Raw genomic sequence first — 15,689 nt, forward strand, 5'->3', positions numbered from 1 at the left:
GTCTACCGGGGCTCAGGCGGTCGGATCGGACCCGCGGCTGAGGTCGTCCCAGGAATCGATCGGATCGTGCGAATCATGCGGACGCGATCCGCCGGGACGGCGGGCCTCGACCGCAGGGTCGGTGCGATAGCGGCGTGCGGTGCTGCGCCACGAGCGCGCCGTGACGAGAGTGAGCACGCCGCCCAGGAACACCGCCAGCGCGCCGATCGCCGTGATCCAGGCCCAAGCGGTGACGGTGATGGCCGACACGAGGGTCCCGACCGCCTCGACCCCCGCGAGGCCGGTCGTGTCGGCGACGACGCCGACCACGGCCTCCGGCGGTGCCGTGAGGGCGATCCGCAGCGACTCGGCGAGGAGAGCCGCGCCGATGAGCACGCCGATGACGCCGAAGACGTAGCGGAGCACCGTGCCGACGATCGACAGCGCCAGACCGAGCGCCAGCGCCGCCAGGCCGAGCGGGGTGACGAGCGGGAGCGCTTCGGTGCCCGGCACCGGAAGGACCGCCTGGGCGCCGTCGCGCAGCGTCGCCTCGAGCCAGGGCTGGGTCGCGCCGATGACCGCGAGGCCGCCGCCGACGACGGCCGCGAGGACGGCGAGCATGCGGGACCGGCGGATCATGGCACCGCGACGACGGGGTCGAGGTCGTCCGCGTCGAAGCATGTGCGGGTGCCGGTGTGGCACGCAGCACCAACCTGCTCGACGAGCAGGAGTACGGCGTCGCCGTCGCAGTCGAGCCGCGCCCCGCGGACGAGCTGGACGTGGCCGGACGTGTCGCCCTTGCGCCAGTACTCCTGGCGCGAGCGCGACCAGAAGGTCACGCGTCCGCTCGTGAGCGTGCGGCGCAGCGCCTCGGCATCCATCCACGCCAGCATGAGCACCTCGCGCGTGTCGTGCTGCTGGACGATCGCGGCGACGAGCCCGTTCGCGTCGAACGAGACCCGGGCGATGCGCTCGTCGATGCTCTCGGTCATCGCCGCACCTCGATGCCCTGAGCGGTCAGCGCGTCCTTGACGTCGCCGATCGTGAGCTGGCCTGAGTGGAACACGGATGCCGCCAGGACGGCATCCGCTCCTGCCTCGATGGCGGGGACGAAATGCTCCGTCGCACCCGCGCCGCCCGAGGCGATCACCGGGACGGACGAGATCTCGCGCATCAGCGAGATGAGCTCCAGATCGAAGCCGTCCTTGGTGCCGTCGGCATCGATCGAGTTGACGAGCAACTCCCCCGCACCCCGTTCGATGGCCTCGCGCGCCCAGGCGAGCGCGTCGATCGAGGTCGCCGTTCGCCCGCCGTGCGTCGTCACGACGAAACCCGATTCGGTGCCCTCGGCGCGCTTGACGTCGAGCGAGAGAACGAGGACCTGCGCGCCGAAGCGGTCGGCGATCTCACCGAGCAGCTCGGGGCGAGCGATCGCGGCCGAGTTGACGCCGACCTTGTCGGCACCGACCGAGAGGAGCCGCGCCACATCGTCGACCGAGCGGACGCCGCCTCCCACGGTGAGCGGGATGAAGACCTGCTCCGCGGTGCGACGGACGACGTCGTAGGTCGTGGCGCGTCCGTCGACGGTCGCGGTGACGTCGAGGAAGGTCAGCTCGTCGGCGCCCTGCTCGAAGTACAGTCGCGCGAGCTCGACCGGGTCGCCCATGTCGCGCAGATTCTCGAAGTTGACGCCCTTGACGACGCGACCGGCGGCGACGTCCAGGCACGGGATGACGCGGCGTGCCAACGTCATGTCAGAGCCTCGCGTTGTGGATCGCGGTGACGAGGATCGCGCGCGCGCCGATGGCGTACAGCTCGTCCATCGTCGTGTTCACGCTCGCGCGCGGCACCATCACGCGGACCGCCACCCACTCGGGGTCGCGCAGCGGCGAGATCGTCGGCGACTCGATGCCACCCGCGATAGCGACGGCCTCATCCACCAGCGCGGCCGGCAGGTCGTAGTCCACCAGCACGTAGCGGCGCGCGACGAGCACGCCGCGAAGCCGGCGCAGCAGCCGCTCGGTGCCGTCCGCATCGTGGGGACCCGCGATCAGCACGGCCTCCGAACGCAGGATCTCGGGACCGAAGACCTCGAGTCCGGCCTGACGGAGGGTCGTGCCCGTCTCGACGACGTCGGCGACGGCATCTGCGACGCCCAGGCGGACCGCGGACTCGACGGCACCGTCGAGCGGCACGAGGTCGACGGCGATCCCGCGCTCGTCGAGGAACGCGTCGACGAGCCCGGGGTACGACGTCGCGATGCGCTTGCCGGCGAGCTCGGCCACGTCGGTGAACGTGCCGGTCGGGGCCGCGAAGCGGAAGGTCGAACCCGCGAAGCCGAGCCGTTCGATCTCGCGCGCGCCCGGCATGCGGGCGTCGAGCAGCAGGTCGCGGCCGGTGATGCCGACGTCGAGGGCGCCCGAGCCGACGTAGGTGGCGATGTCCTTCGGACGCAGGTAGAAGAACTCGACCTCGTTGACGGGGTCGATGACGTGGAGGTCCTTCGAGTCGCGGCGTCCGGTGTATCCGGCCTCGGCCAGCATCTCGGCGGCGGTCTCGGCGAGCGATCCCTTGTTCGGGACGGCGATGCGCAGCATGGGGGTCTTTCTGTCTCGGAGCGGGAGGGCGGGGCGTCGCTCAGAGATGTCGGTAGACGTCTTCGGGGCTCAGACCCTTGCTGATCATGAGCACCTGCAGGTGGTAGAGCAGCTGCGAGATCTCCTCGGCCGTCTCGGCATCGGACTGGTACTCGGCCGCCATCCAGACCTCGGCCGCCTCTTCGACGATCTTCTTGCCGATGGCGTGCACACCGCGGTCGAGCTGCGCGACCGTGCCCGAGCCCTCGGGCCGGGTCTCGGCGATAGAGGTGAGCTCTGCGAACAGCGCGTCGAACGTCTTCACCTAGCCAGGGTACCGGCCCGCGACGGGCGATCCGACCGCGGCGGGCGACGGATCAGTGCCGGTGCGCCCGCAGCGCCCGATCGCGGAGGCTCGCGATCGCGGCATCCGGATCGTCGGCGCCGAACACCGCCGAGCCGGCCACGAACGTGTCGGCTCCGGCCTCGGCCGCCTGCGCGATCGTCGACTCGGAGATGCCGCCGTCGACCTGCAGCCAGACGGAAGAACCGCGACGGCGCGCCTCGTCGGCGAGCCGGCGGAGCTTGGGCATCTGGTCGGCCATGAAGCTCTGGCCGCCGAAGCCCGGTTCGACCGTCATGACGAGGATCTGATCGAACTCGTCCAGCACGTCGAAGAGGCCTTCGACGGGCGTTGCGGGCTTGACGGCGACACCGGCGCGTGAGCCGATCGAGCGCAGCCGGCGAGCGAGCGCGACGGGGTCGGTGGCGGCCTCGAGATGGAAGGTGACGCTCGCGGCACCGAGCTCGGCGTAGCCGGGACCCCAGCGATCGACGTCCGAGATCATCAGATGGACGTCGAGCGGAATCGGACTCGTGGCCTGGATCCGCTCGACCATTTGCGGCCCGAACGTCAGGTTCGGGACGAAGTGGTTGTCCATCACATCGACGTGGACGAAGTCGGCCGATCGGATGCGGCCGAGCTCGGCCTGCATGTTCACGAAATCCGCGGCCAGGATGCTGGGGTTGATGCGCAGGGCGTCGGCGTCGCTCACTCCCCCATTATCGCCGTTCACGGCTTCTGCAGCAGGGTGATGGACATGGCGTCGGTGCCGTGGCGGTGGGGCCACAGCTGCGCGCGGCCCGACCCGTCCTGCGGCTCGGGCAGATCGATCTCTCCCCGACTGACCGCCCGGACGACCTCGCGGGCATCGAGCTCCCGGAGATCGGGGTGGGCTGCTCGCACGTCGGCGACGACCACGGCGGTCTCGGCGAGGTGGGGAGAACAGGTCACGTAGGCGACGACCCCGCCCGGGGCGAGCGCATCGACGGCGGCGGAGAGCAGTTCGCGCTGGAGGGCGCTGAGGTCGGGGACATCCGCGGGGCTCTTGCGCCAGCGCGCCTCCGGCCGGCGACGGAGCGCGCCGAGCCCCGTGCAGGGCGCATCGACGAGGATGCGGTCGTAACGACCTCGGCCGGCACGCTCGCGCCCGTCCTCCTCCGACACCGGCACCTCGAGCGGAACGCCGGCGACCGAGGATCGAACGAGACGTGCGCGCGCAGACGAGATCTCGTTGGCCTCGACCACGGCCCCTCCCGCCAGGGCCTCGGCGGCCAGGACAGCGGTCTTGCCGCCCGGCGCGGCGCACAGATCGAGCCAGCGCTCACCGGCGCGGACCGGGAGCGCGCGCGACAGCGCGAGCGCCGCGAGCTGGGAACCCTCGTCTTGGACGCGGATGCGGCCTTCCGCGCGACGCACCATCGGCTCGGGATCACCGCCGTCGAGGCGGAAACCGAGCGGTGAGTACGGGGTCCGTGCCCGGTCGGCGGGGATGTCGGCGAGGCCCGGCAGCGCGGTCATCGTGACGCTCGGCGAGACGTTGTCGGCGGCCAGCAGCTCGTCGAGTTCGTCCGCGCGCCCCTCGGCCGCGAGTGCCCGACGGAACGCACGGATGACCCATACCGGGTGGGAGTAGCGCAGCCCGAGCCGCTCGTCGTCCGAGCGTGCTGCGGCATCCACCCGCTGCAGCCAATCGCCCGGGTTGTCCCGCGCGATGCGTCGCAGGACCGCGTTGGCGAAACCGGCCGCGTTGGGCGCGCCCGCGCGCCGCACCAGCTCGACGCTCTCGTTCACCGCGGCATGAGACGCGACCCGCGTCGACAGCAGCTGATGGACACCGAGGCGCAGCGCGTCGCGCACCGGCGGATCGATCGTGTCGATGGAACGCCCCGACGCCTGCTCGATGATCGCATCGTAGGTGCCCTGGCGGCGCAGCGTGCCGTATGTCAGCTCGGTCGCGAGCCCGGCGTCGGCAGGGCTCAGTCCCGCCCGCCGGAGCTCCTGCGGCAGAAGGAGGTTCGCATACGCGTCGGAGTCGGCCACCGCGCGCAGCACGTCGAAGGCGACACGGCGTGCGGGGTTCACGATCCCGCCTCGAGGCTGTCGACGCGCAGTCCGCGCCACCAGTCGGGAGCCGGCATCGCGCCGCGCCCCGCGGGCTGCACCGACAGGAGCGAGATCGTGCCGTCGGCGGTTCCGACGAGGACCTCCTTACCGACGAGGCAGATCTCGCGCGGTGCGAGGGCAGCGGCATCCGGCCCGCGCCTCGCAGACAGCACCTTGAGCCGCTGCCCGGCCACCGTGGTGTGCGCGCCGGGCTCGGGCGTCGTGCCGCGGAAGCGGTCGAGCACCGTGTCGGCGGGCAGTGCGAAATCGAGGAGCCCGTCGGCGAGCGTGAGCTTGGGAGCGAGGGTCGGCGCGCCCGTCTGCGGGACGGCGGTCGCGGTGCCGTCGGCGATCGCGTCGACAACATCCGAGACGGTGTCCGCACCCAGATCCGCGAGTTCGGCGAGAAGTCGCCCCGCGGTGGCGCCCCGGTCCACCGGGTGGCGCGTCTGCGCGAAGACATCGCCCGCGTCGAGCTCAGGAACGAGCTGGAACACGCTTACGCCGCTGACCCGGTCCCCCGCGATGAGCGAATGCTGCACCGGCGCCGCCCCGCGCCAGGCCGGCAGCAGCGAGAAGTGCAGGTTGATCCACCCGTGCCGCGGTGCCGACAGGAGCGGCTCGCGCACCAGCCCTCCGTACGCGACGATGACGCCGAGGTCGGCGCCCCACGACGTGATCGTCTCCGTCGCCGCCGCATCGAGGCGGTCGGTCTTCAGCACCGGCAGTCCGAGCTCAGCCGCGAGCGCGCCGACCGGCGAGGGCGTCAGCACGCGCTTGCGACCGAGCGGCGCGTCGCGGCGCGTCACGACTCCGACGATCTCGTGGCGAGAGGCGGCGAGTCGCCGGAGCGAGGGCAGGGCGGGTTCCGGTGTCCCGGCGAAGACGATGCGCATGGCGCTCCTCACAGATCGAGATCGGGCACGTCGAGACGTACTCTGAGTGTATTGCGCGGTCCTGGCGGCGCCCCGCGCCGACGACGCCCGCGCAGCGCCGCAGCGACGACCGACGCCCGAAGCGACTCGGCCACCGTGCGCCCCAGCGCATACTCGAACCGCACGAGCGCACGGACGGCGTCTTCGCGCGGCACGGGGCCGAGAATCGACGTCTCGGTCAGAGCGGGCACATCGGCCCGCAGCTGCTCGATCGCCTCCGATACGGCTGATGCGGTCCCTTCCACGGCCGCGACGCGCACCGTCGGCGGCATGTGGAGCGGGGCCCTCTCGGCGAGCTCCGCCCGGGCGTACGCCGGTTGCGTCCATGTCGCGAGCGCGCGGGCGGCGGGACCCGCGACACCGACGAGGTGCACCGGCGCGCCGGGCGCCGCGAGAGCCGCAGCATCCGACCACCACCGCAGACATGCCTCGGCGATGCGCAGCTGCTCGGTCATCAGCATCCGATCGCCGTCGAGCAGGATGACGGCGTGGTACCCGCCGGCGGCGAAGGGCTCCGCGCCGCGCGTCGCGATCACGAGGGCGGGTCTCGCATCGACGTGGGTGACCTGGTGCTCGCCGTCGGAGACGATGACACGGGTGTTCGGGAAGGCGCGTCCGAGCTCGTCGGCCGTGCGCTCGCTCCCCGACGACGCCATGCGCAGGCGCTGGGAGGAGCACGACGCGCATCCCCACGCCGGCGCACCCCGCCCGCACCACGCGCACTCGGGAACGGCACCCGGCCGACGGGCGCGCAGCGGACCGGCGCAATGCGCGCAGCGCGCCGGCGTGCGGCAGTCGGCGCACACCAGCACCGGGGCGTACCCGGGTCGTGCCACCTGCACCAGAACGGGTCCGTGCGTCAGCGCCTCGCGCGCCGCGGCGAACGCCGCCGACGGGACCCGCGTGCCCCGCGACTCGCCCTCGCGCGTCGCCGACAGCACGACCCGGGGGCTCTCACGACGGCGGGCCGCGATCTCGCGCACCCAGCCGAGTGCTACGAGACGCTCGACGTCGGTCGTCCGTGTCAGACCGACGAAGACCAGCGCGCAGGCCTGGAGCTCCTGCCGGACGAGGGCGGCGTCTCGCGCATGCACACCCGGGCTCAGCGGCTCCGCGAGCAGCGGATCGCCGTCGTCCCAGAGGAGGACGGCGCCGACGTCATGGGCAGGGGCGTACACGCTCGACCGATTGCCCACCACGATGCACGGCACCGGGGCCAGCAGCCGAAGGTACCCCGCGTAGCGCTCGGGGCCCGAGCGGCGCGCATCGTCCCTGACGACCGCTCCCTCGTCGACCCGACGCGCCAGGACGGAGAGGACATGCGCCTCGTCTCGGTGGTCGGGCACGACGACGACCGCGCTCTTGCCCCGCGCGAGCGTAAGCACGGCCAGCGCGGCGAGCAGTTCGGACCAGGCAGGGACGTCCTCGGCGGGGCGGGGCGGGGCGTCGACCGCGAGGCGCTCGCCGTTCTCGACCGCACCCTCCAGATCGGGGTACGCCGCCGTCGTCTCGCGGGCCCAGGCGAGGGACTCCGCGCTCACGACCGGTACGTCAGGCGAACCGGAGGCCGCCCAGGCCTTCTCGGCCCGCACCATCCGTTTCGGGATCACCAGCCGCAGGATATCGCTCGCCGACCCCGCGGCCCGATCGGCCACCCGGCGCGCGTGGGCGTAGAGCCGCTCCGGCAGCACCTCGACGGGCGAAACGACATCCTCGAGCTCGGACAGGGGACGGTCGCCGTCGGTCTCGTCGCCGAGCTCGACGAGGTAGCCCTCGACGGTGCGCCCGACCGTGCGGAGCGGCACCTTGACCCGCACACCGGGCAACGCGGCCTCGCGGAGGACGTCGGGAACGACGTAGTCGAAGAGGCGATCGAGCTGCGGCAGGGGCGAATCGATCAATACTCGGGCGACCCGCCGAGGCGCGTCGCTCACAGGCCCGCGGCGGCGCGCAACTCCTCGACACGGTCGGTGCGCTCCCAGGTGAACTCGGGCAGCTCGCGGCCGAAGTGACCGTACGCGGCGGTCTTCGCATAAATGGGCCGCAGGAGGTCGAGGCGGTCGATGATCGCCTGCGGCCGGAGATCGAACACGTCGCGGATGGCCGCCGAGATGACCTCGTCGGCGACGTGGCCCGTACCGAACGACTCGACGTAGAGCCCCACGGGTGCGGCGCGCCCGATCGCATAGGCGACCTGCACCTCGAGACGGTCGGCCAGGCCTGCGGCGACGGCGTTCTTCGCGACCCACCGCATCGCATAGGCCGCGGAGCGGTCGACCTTCGACGGGTCCTTGCCGCTGAAGGCTCCGCCGCCATGCCGTGCGGCGCCCCCATAGGTGTCGATGATGATCTTGCGGCCGGTCAGTCCGGCATCCCCCTTCGGGCCGCCGACGACGAACGGCCCCGCGGGGTTGATGACGTACTCGACGTCGGAGATGTCGAGACCGGTTTCGGCAAGCACCGGCTCGATGACCTCGGCCTGCACGGCCGCCCGCAGCGCCGGCAGCGAGATGTCGGGCTGGTGCTGTGTCGAGAGCACCACGGTCTCGACCGTGCGGGGCACCGCGCCCTCGTAGCCGAGGGTCACCTGCGTCTTGCCGTCGGGCCGCAGGAACGGCAGGGCCCCGGTGCGGCGGGCCGATGTCAGACGCTCGGCGATGCGGTGGGCAGTCCAGATGGCCATCGGCATGAGCTGCGGCGTCTCGTTGGTCGCGTAGCCGAACATGATGCCCTGGTCGCCGGCGCCGAGCGCATCGGTCGGATCGATCGAACCCTGCTCGCGGTGCTCCAGGGCGTTGTCGACGCCGGCGGCGATATCGGACGACTGCTCGCCGATCGACACCGTCACACCGCACGAGTCGCCGTCGAAGCCCGTCTCGCTCGAGGTGTACCCGATTCCGTTGACGACGCCGCGGACGATGCCGGGGATGTCGGCGTAACCGTCGGTGCGCACTTCGCCCGCGACGTGCACCAGACCCGTCGTCACGAGGGTCTCGACAGCGACACGGGAGCCGGGGTCGACCGTGAGCAGCGCGTCGAGGATGCTGTCGGAGATCTGGTCGCAGATCTTGTCGGGGTGCCCCTCGGTGACGGACTCGGACGTGAACAGGCGCAGCTGGCTCATCGGGGCTCCCTGTGGGACGGAACGGGGCGGGATCGGGACGGAGACGATTCTGCCCGCGGCGGCCGACATCCGGCTGCCGCGGGCAGAAATGTGACGGGTCTACCGCCGGATCAGTCGAGCGAACGCAGGCGGAGCTTGTCCTCGTGGATCTCGTGCATCGCGATCGTCAGCGGCTTGTCCTCGACCGACGAGTCGACGAGCGGGCCGACGTTGTCGAACAGGTTGCCCTCGTGGAGGTCGGAGTAGTAGTCGTTGATCTGACGCGCACGCTTGGACGCGTAGATGACCAGCTGGTACTTCGAGTCGACCTTGTCGAGCAGGGCGTCGATGGGCGGGTCGATGATGCCTTCGTTGCTTCCGGCCATGGCGGATCCTTCCGGGATCGATGTCGGTGGAGAGTCTGCTGCCGCGCCGCAGGCGCAGGCATCCCCCCAGTCTACGCGATCAGTCGGCCAGCGCGGCGACCTCGTCGGCCGCGCGCGCGACGGTGTCATTGACGACGCGGTAGTCGAACTCGCCCTGCGAGGCGAGCTCGACACGCGCCGTACGGAGGCGACGGGCGCGTTCCTCGGCGTCCTCGGTTCCCCGCCCGACCAGCCGGTCGACCAGTTCGTCCCAGCTCGGCGGCAGGAGGAAGACGAGGGTCGCATCCGGCGCGGCCGCGCGCACCTGACGGGCTCCCTGCAGGTCGATCTCCAACAGCACCGTGCGCCCCGCCGCGAGTGCCGCCTCGATGGGCGCCTTCGGCGTGCCGTACCGGTGACGGTTGTGCACGGTGGCCCACTCGAGCAGCTCGCCCTCGGCGATGAGACGGTCGAACTCGGCGTCGTCGACGAAGTAGTAGTGCTCGCCGTCGACCTCTCCCGGCCGCGGGGCCCGGGTGGTCGCCGACACCGACAGCATGATCTCGGGATGGTTGTCGCGGATGTGCGCGGCCACCGTTCCCTTGCCGACGGCAGTGGGCCCGGCCAGCACAAGCAGCCGCGATCGGCCGGCACGCGGCTGAGGCTCGGGCAGGCGGGCATCCAGGAACTGCTGAAGCGCGAGCCGCTGACGCGACCCCAGCCCGCCGAGGCGCTTGACGGGCGAGATGTCGAGATCCGCGAGGATCCGGTCGCGCTTGTTCTCACCGATCGCCGGGATCGCCGTGAGGAAGTCGGTCACCCGCATGGCGCCGGCCGCCGACTCGGGATCGGCGAGAGCGCGCCGCAGGAGCTCCTGAGGTGAGATGACGCGCATCGCGACATCCTTCTTCAGCGCCGCCCGCTCGCGTCGCGCTTCGACGGCACGGCGTGACGCCGCGGCGCGGTCGACCTCGGGTGGGTGGGGACGATCAGCCACGGGCTTCCTCCTCTGCCTCGGCGAGCTCCCGCCGATGCGCGTCGATGGCGTCGATGATTCCGTCGGGACCGGCGGCGAGCACGCTGCGGCTGGCGCTCGCGACCACCTGGCCCGCGAGCGGTCCGAACACCGAACGCACCGCGCCGAGCGCCACGCCCTGCGCGCCGAAGCCGGGAGCGAGGATCGGTGCGCCGCGAAGCGATTCGTGCGTGAGGCCGAGCTCGTCGCGGTCGACGGTCGCACCCACGACGAGCCCGACGTGACCGAGACCTCCCGCGTCCGCCGCCGCACGGTTCGCCCATCCCACGCCGGCGGCGACCCAGTCCGCGACCGTCTGGCCGCGCTGCGCCTCGACGACGGTGACCTCCGCCGACTGCAGTCCGAACGCCTCGGGGTTGCTGGTGGCGGCCAGGACGAAGACGCCCTTGCCGGCGCGCGCCGCGGCTGTGATCGTGCCGCGGAGCGACCCCGGGCCGAGGTACGGGCTCACGGTGACGGCGTCCGCCTCCAGCGGGGCGCCCGGCTCGAGCCACGCCGCGGCATAGCCGTCCATCGTGCTGCCGATGTCGCCGCGCTTGGCGTCCGCGATGACGATGAGGTCCGCGTCGCGTGCGGCGCGCTGCACCTCTTCGAGCGCGGCGAAGCCCGCTGACCCGTAGCGTTCGAAGAAGGCGACCTGCGGCTTGACGATGCCCACCCGCTCGCGCGCGGCCTCGACCACGCGCAGACCGAACTCGCGCACGCCCGCGGCCGAGGCCGGAAGGCCCCAGTCCGCGAGCAGTGCGGCGTGCGGGTCGATGCCGACGCAGAGCGACCCATACGTGTCGAGCGCGCCGGACAGGCGCTCCCCGAATGCGGTCACCTGCGCCCCGCCCGCTCGAGGGCGTAGTCCTGCAGGCTCTTAACCTCGAACCCTTCCCGGAGCACGGGCAGCGCGCTCACGGCGGCACCGAGGACGGCCATCGTGGTGAACAGGGCACGGTCGCCCGCCACGGCCGCGGCCCGGATCTCGTAGCCGTCTGCGCGAGCGACGCCGCCCGAGGGCGTGTTCACGACCATGTCGATCTCGCCGGCGTTGATGAGATCGACGACGTTTCGCTCCCCCGAGCCCTGGGTCTCGGAGTACTTGCCGACGACCTCCACGCGGATGCCGTTGCGAGCGAGGATCTCGGCGGTCCCCTCGGTCGCGATCAGGCGGAAGCCGAGCTCCTGCAGCCGGTGGGCAGGCAGGATGACGGCGCGCTTGTCGTCGTCGGCGACCGACAGGAACACGGTGCCCGAGGTGGGCATGCCGCCGTAGGCGGCCGCCTGGCTCTTCGCGAAGGCGGTCGGGAAGTCGCGGTCGATGCCCATGACCTCACCGGTCGAGCGCATCTCCGGGCCGAGGACCGAGTCGACCGTCCGGCCGTCAGCGGTGCGGAAGCGCTTGAAGGGGAGTACGGCCTCCTTGACGGCGACCGGCGCATCGAGCGGGACCCGCGAGCCGTCCTCGGCGGGCAGCAGCCCCTCGGCCTTCAGCTCGGCGATCGACGACCCGGCCATGATCCGCGACGCGGCCTTGGCCAGCGGGATGCCGAGCGCCTTCGACACGAAGGGCACGGTGCGGCTCGCGCGGGGGTTCGCCTCGATGACGTAGAGCACGCCCGCCGACACGGCGAACTGCACGTTCAGCAGACCCCGCACGCCGACACCGCGGGCGATGGCGAGAGTCGCCTCGCGCACCCGGTCGATCTCGGTGCGGCCGAGCGACATCGGCGGCAGCGTGCAGCTCGAGTCACCGGAGTGGATGCCGGCTTCCTCGAGGTGCTCCATCACGCCGCCGATGTACAGCTCTTCACCGTCGAACAGCGCGTCGACGTCGAGCTCCACGGCGTCATCGAGGAAGCGATCGACGAGCAGCGGGAGGCCCGGGCCGATGATCGCCTGGTCGGCGACGCGCACGAAGTAGTCGCGCAGGCTCTCGGTGTCGTAGACGATCTCCATGCCACGGCCACCGAGGACGAAGCTCGGGCGGACCAGGACGGGGTAGCCGATCGACTCGGCGACCTCGACGGCCCCCTCGACGTCGATGGCGGTGCCGTTGCGCGGGGCGACGAGACCGGCGTCGTCGAGCAGACGCGAGAAGAGCTCGCGCTCCTCCGCCAGATCGATCGCCGCGGGCTGGGTGCCCAGGATGCTGTACCCGGCCGCCTCGATGCCCTTTGCGAGCCCGAGCGGCGTCTGACCGCCGAGCTGGCAGATGACGCCGAGGATCGTGCCGGACTGCGACTCGGCGTGCAGCACCTCGAGGACGTCCTCGAGCGTCAGCGGCTCGAAGTAGAGCCGGTCGCTCGTGTCGTAGTCGGTCGACACCGTTTCGGGGTTGCAGTTGACCATGATCGTCTCGTAGCCGGCGTCCGCCAGCGCGAAGCTGGCGTGGACGCACGAGTAGTCGAACTCGACGCCCTGCCCGATGCGGTTGGGGCCCGAGCCGATGATGACGACCTTCGTGCGCTCGGAGGGCGTGACCTCGGTCTCGGTGTCGTACGACGAGTAGTGGTACGGCGTGAGCGCGGGGAACTCACCGGCGCAGGTGTCGACCGTCTTGAAGACCGGCCGCAGGCCGAGGCCGTGGCGGACGCCGCGCACCTCTTCTTCGGTGATGCCGCGCAGCTGCGCGATCTGCGCGTCGCTGAACCCGTGGTCCTTCGCCGTCCGAATGACGTACTCGTCGAGCTCGCCCGCGTCGGCCACGAACGCCGCGACCTCGTTGATCAGCTCGATCTGGTCGAGGAACCACGGGTCGATCGCGGTGGCCTCGAAAGCCTGCTCGACCGTCGCGCCCTTGCGCATCGCCTGCTGCAGGACCACGATCCGGCCGTCGGTCGGGGTCTTCGCGATCTCGAGCAGCTCGTCCACCGAGCGCTCCTCGTCGCCCCAGTGGAAGCTCGATCCGCGCTTCTCGAGCGAGCGCAGCGCCTTCTGGAGAGCCGTGGCGTAGTTGCGCCCGATCGCCATCGCCTCGCCCACCGACTTCATGGTCGTCGTGAGGGTGGTGTCGGCGGCCGGGAACTTCTCGAAGTTGAAGCGCGGCACCTTGACCACGACGTAGTCGAGCGTCGGCTCGAAGCTCGCCGGGGTGACCTTCGTGATGTCGTTCGGGATCTCGTCGAGGCGGTAGCCGATCGCGAGCTTCGCGGCGATCTTCGCGATCGGGAACCCGGTCGCCTTCGACGCCAGCGCGGACGAACGCGACACGCGCGGGTTCATCTCGATGACGATGATGCGCCCCGTCTGCGGATCGACCGCGAACTGGATGTTGCAGCCACCGGTGTCGACGCCGACGGCGCGGATGATGTCGATGCCGATGTCGCGCATCTTCTGATACTCGCGGTCGGTGAGCGTCAGTGCCGGCGCGACCGTGATGGAGTCGCCGGTGTGGACGCCGACCGGGTCGACGTTCTCGATCGAGCAGACGACCACGGTGTTGTCGGCCGAGTCGCGCATGAGCTCGAGCTCGTACTCCTTCCACCCGAGGATCGACTCCTCCAGCAGGACCTCGGTCGTGGGCGAGTCGCGCAGGCCCGCTCCGGCGATACGGCGCAGGTCCTCCTCGTTGTACGCGAAGCCCGAGCCGAGCCCGCCCATCGTGAAGGAGGGGCGCACGACGAGCGGGTAGCCGAGCTCGGCGGCGCCCGCGAGCACCTCGTCCATCGTGTGGCAGATGCGGCTGTCGGCGACATCCGCTCCCGAGTCGATGACGAGCTGCTTGAAGATCTGCCGATCCTCGCCCTTATTGATCGCCTCGAAGTTCGCGCCGATCAGCTCGATGTCGTACTTCTCGAGGATGCCGTGCTTGTGCAGGTCGATCGCCGCGTTGAGAGCGGTCTGACCGCCCAGGGTCGGCAGGATCGCGTCGGGGCGCTCCTTGGCGATGATCGTCTCGATGACCTGCCACGTGATGGGCTCGATGTACGTGGCGTCGGCGAAGTCGGGATCGGTCATGATCGTCGCCGGGTTGGAGTTGACGAGGATGACGCGGACGCCCTCCTCGCGGAGCACGCGGCACGCCTGGGTGCCGGAGTAGTCGAATTCACAGGCCTGGCCGATGACGATCGGCCCCGACCCGATGACGAGGACGCTCTGGATATCGTCGCGCTTGGGCATCAGTTCTTGTTCTCCTGGGTCGCGACCACGAGGTCGCGGAAGCGGTCGAAGAGGTAGTTGGCGTCGTGCGGGCCGGCGGCGGCCTCGGGGTGGTACTGCACCGAGAATGCCGGCAGGTCGAGGGCCCGCAGGCCCTCCACGACGTTGTCGTTGAGGCCGACGTGGCTCACCTCGACGCGGCCGAAGCCGGCCGGGCTGTCGACGACGCCCTCGATCGGCGCGTCGACGGCGAAGCCGTGGTTGTGCGCGGTGATCTCCACGCGCCCGGTCTGCTTGTCGAGCACGGGCTGGTTGATGCCGCGGTGGCCGAAGGGCAGCTTGTAGGTGCCGAAGCCGAGGGCGCGGCCGAGGAGCTGGTTGCCGAAGCAGATCCCGAAGAACGGCAGCTTCTCGGCGAGGACGCCCCGCAGAAGCTCGACGTGGTGGTCGCTCGCGGCCGGGTCGCCCGGGCCGTTGGAGTAGAACACCGCGATCGGGTCGATCGCACGGAGCTGCTCGAACGTGACGTCCTGCGGGAGGACGTGGACGTCGAATCCGCGGGCGGCGAGGTTGTTCACCGTGGCCTGCTTCACGCCGAGGTCGAGCACCGCGAGGTTTCCGAGCCGCTCCCCCGTCGCCGGGGTCACCTCGGCGGCGGGCACCGACACCTCGGCGGACAGGTTGCGACCGGTCATCTCCGGCGCCTCGCGGACGATGCGCAGCTGCTCCTCGGGATCGATCTCGGCGGCGTCGCCGCTGAAGACGCCGCCGCGCATCGAGCCCGCCGAGCGCAGGACGCGCGTGACGGCGCGCGTGTCGATGCCGCTGATGCCGACGATGCCGTCGCGCTCGAGCGACTCGTCGAGCGAGTGCTCCGAGCGCCAGTTCGACACGACGCGCGAGGGGTCGCGCACGATGTAGCCGGCGACCCAGATGCGGCGCGACTCGACGTCCTCGCCGTTCATGCCGGTGTTTCCGATGTGGGGTGCGGTCTGCAGCACGATCTGGCCCGCGTAGGACGGGTCGGTGAGGGTCTCCTGGTAGCCGGTCATGCCGGTCGCGAAGACGACTTCTCCGAGGGTGGTGCCGCACGCGCCGTAGGCGCGGCCGATGTGGCGGGATCCGTCCTCGAGCACGAGCACGGCGGGGTCACGGGTGAACAG

The 15,689-nt window shown here is 71.3% G+C and carries 15 protein-coding genes; all 15 read right to left on the minus strand.

Annotated features, from left to right (window positions below; all coding sequences use genetic code 11):
• Nucleotides 1-12: 12 nt before the first annotated feature.
• The gene (locus P6897_RS08640) at nucleotides 13-618 is read right to left on the minus strand and encodes a Trp biosynthesis-associated membrane protein (RefSeq protein ID WP_274177917.1); all 606 of its coding nucleotides are present in this window, start codon (nucleotides 616-618) and stop codon (nucleotides 13-15) included.
• Nucleotides 615-971 (minus strand): phosphoribosyl-AMP cyclohydrolase, encoded by a 357-nt coding sequence (hisI, locus tag P6897_RS08645; RefSeq protein WP_112614854.1) that lies wholly within the window; start codon nucleotides 969-971, stop codon nucleotides 615-617. Before hisI ends, P6897_RS08640 begins: the two co-directional genes overlap by 4 nt.
• Complete coding sequence (gene hisF / locus P6897_RS08650) at nucleotides 968-1,732, minus strand: imidazole glycerol phosphate synthase subunit HisF (RefSeq protein ID WP_112614856.1); 765 nt, start codon at nucleotides 1,730-1,732, stop codon at nucleotides 968-970. Before hisF ends, hisI begins: the two co-directional genes overlap by 4 nt.
• Before the next feature lies 1 nt (nucleotide 1,733).
• Nucleotides 1,734-2,576: an ATP phosphoribosyltransferase gene (gene hisG / locus P6897_RS08655; RefSeq protein ID WP_094261495.1), complete on the minus strand. Its 843-nt coding sequence runs from the start codon at nucleotides 2,574-2,576 to the stop codon at nucleotides 1,734-1,736.
• 40 nt (nucleotides 2,577-2,616) lie between these two features.
• A complete protein-coding gene (locus tag P6897_RS08660; RefSeq protein ID WP_023950618.1) occupies nucleotides 2,617-2,880 on the minus strand; it encodes a phosphoribosyl-ATP diphosphatase in 264 nt (87 codons plus the stop codon).
• A 52-nt stretch (nucleotides 2,881-2,932) separates the two neighbouring features.
• Nucleotides 2,933-3,550 carry a ribulose-phosphate 3-epimerase gene (rpe, locus tag P6897_RS08665; RefSeq protein WP_240309867.1) on the minus strand — a complete coding sequence of 206 codons (618 nt, stop codon included), beginning with the start codon at nucleotides 3,548-3,550 and terminating at the stop codon, nucleotides 2,933-2,935.
• 77 nt (nucleotides 3,551-3,627) lie between these two features.
• Complete coding sequence (locus P6897_RS08670) at nucleotides 3,628-4,980, minus strand: transcription antitermination factor NusB (RefSeq protein ID WP_282500993.1); 1,353 nt, start codon at nucleotides 4,978-4,980, stop codon at nucleotides 3,628-3,630.
• Nucleotides 4,977-5,897 (minus strand): methionyl-tRNA formyltransferase, encoded by a 921-nt coding sequence (gene fmt, locus P6897_RS08675; protein WP_282500994.1) that lies wholly within the window; start codon nucleotides 5,895-5,897, stop codon nucleotides 4,977-4,979. The genes P6897_RS08670 and fmt overlap by 4 nt, the downstream gene beginning before the upstream one ends.
• An 8-nt stretch (nucleotides 5,898-5,905) precedes the next feature.
• Nucleotides 5,906-7,837 (minus strand): primosomal protein N', encoded by a 1,932-nt coding sequence (locus P6897_RS08680; RefSeq protein WP_282500995.1) that lies wholly within the window; start codon nucleotides 7,835-7,837, stop codon nucleotides 5,906-5,908.
• A 29-nt stretch (nucleotides 7,838-7,866) separates the two neighbouring features.
• Nucleotides 7,867-9,060, minus strand: coding sequence for a methionine adenosyltransferase (gene metK / locus P6897_RS08685; protein ID WP_112614866.1), 1,194 nt, complete (start codon nucleotides 9,058-9,060; stop codon nucleotides 7,867-7,869).
• Nucleotides 9,061-9,170: 110 nt separating this feature from the next.
• The gene (gene rpoZ / locus P6897_RS08690) at nucleotides 9,171-9,425 is read right to left on the minus strand and encodes a DNA-directed RNA polymerase subunit omega (RefSeq protein ID WP_023950606.1); all 255 of its coding nucleotides are present in this window, start codon (nucleotides 9,423-9,425) and stop codon (nucleotides 9,171-9,173) included.
• Between the two features lie 79 nt (nucleotides 9,426-9,504).
• Entirely contained in the window at nucleotides 9,505-10,401 is an 897-nt protein-coding gene (gmk, locus tag P6897_RS08695; RefSeq protein WP_112614868.1) for a guanylate kinase, read from the minus strand.
• Nucleotides 10,394-11,263 carry an orotidine-5'-phosphate decarboxylase gene (pyrF, locus tag P6897_RS08700; RefSeq protein WP_274177923.1) on the minus strand — a complete coding sequence of 290 codons (870 nt, stop codon included), beginning with the start codon at nucleotides 11,261-11,263 and terminating at the stop codon, nucleotides 10,394-10,396. Before pyrF ends, gmk begins: the two co-directional genes overlap by 8 nt.
• Entirely contained in the window at nucleotides 11,260-14,547 is a 3,288-nt protein-coding gene (gene carB / locus P6897_RS08705; RefSeq protein WP_269266179.1) for a carbamoyl-phosphate synthase large subunit, read from the minus strand. The genes pyrF and carB overlap by 4 nt, the downstream gene beginning before the upstream one ends.
• The gene (carA, locus tag P6897_RS08710) at nucleotides 14,547-15,689 is read right to left on the minus strand and encodes a glutamine-hydrolyzing carbamoyl-phosphate synthase small subunit (RefSeq protein ID WP_282502577.1); all 1,143 of its coding nucleotides are present in this window, start codon (nucleotides 15,687-15,689) and stop codon (nucleotides 14,547-14,549) included. Before carA ends, carB begins: the two co-directional genes overlap by 1 nt.

The organism is Microbacterium sp. BDGP8 (genome assembly GCF_029991045.1).
In the GTDB taxonomy this organism is placed as follows: Bacteria; Actinomycetota; Actinomycetes; order Actinomycetales; family Microbacteriaceae; genus Microbacterium; species Microbacterium plantarum.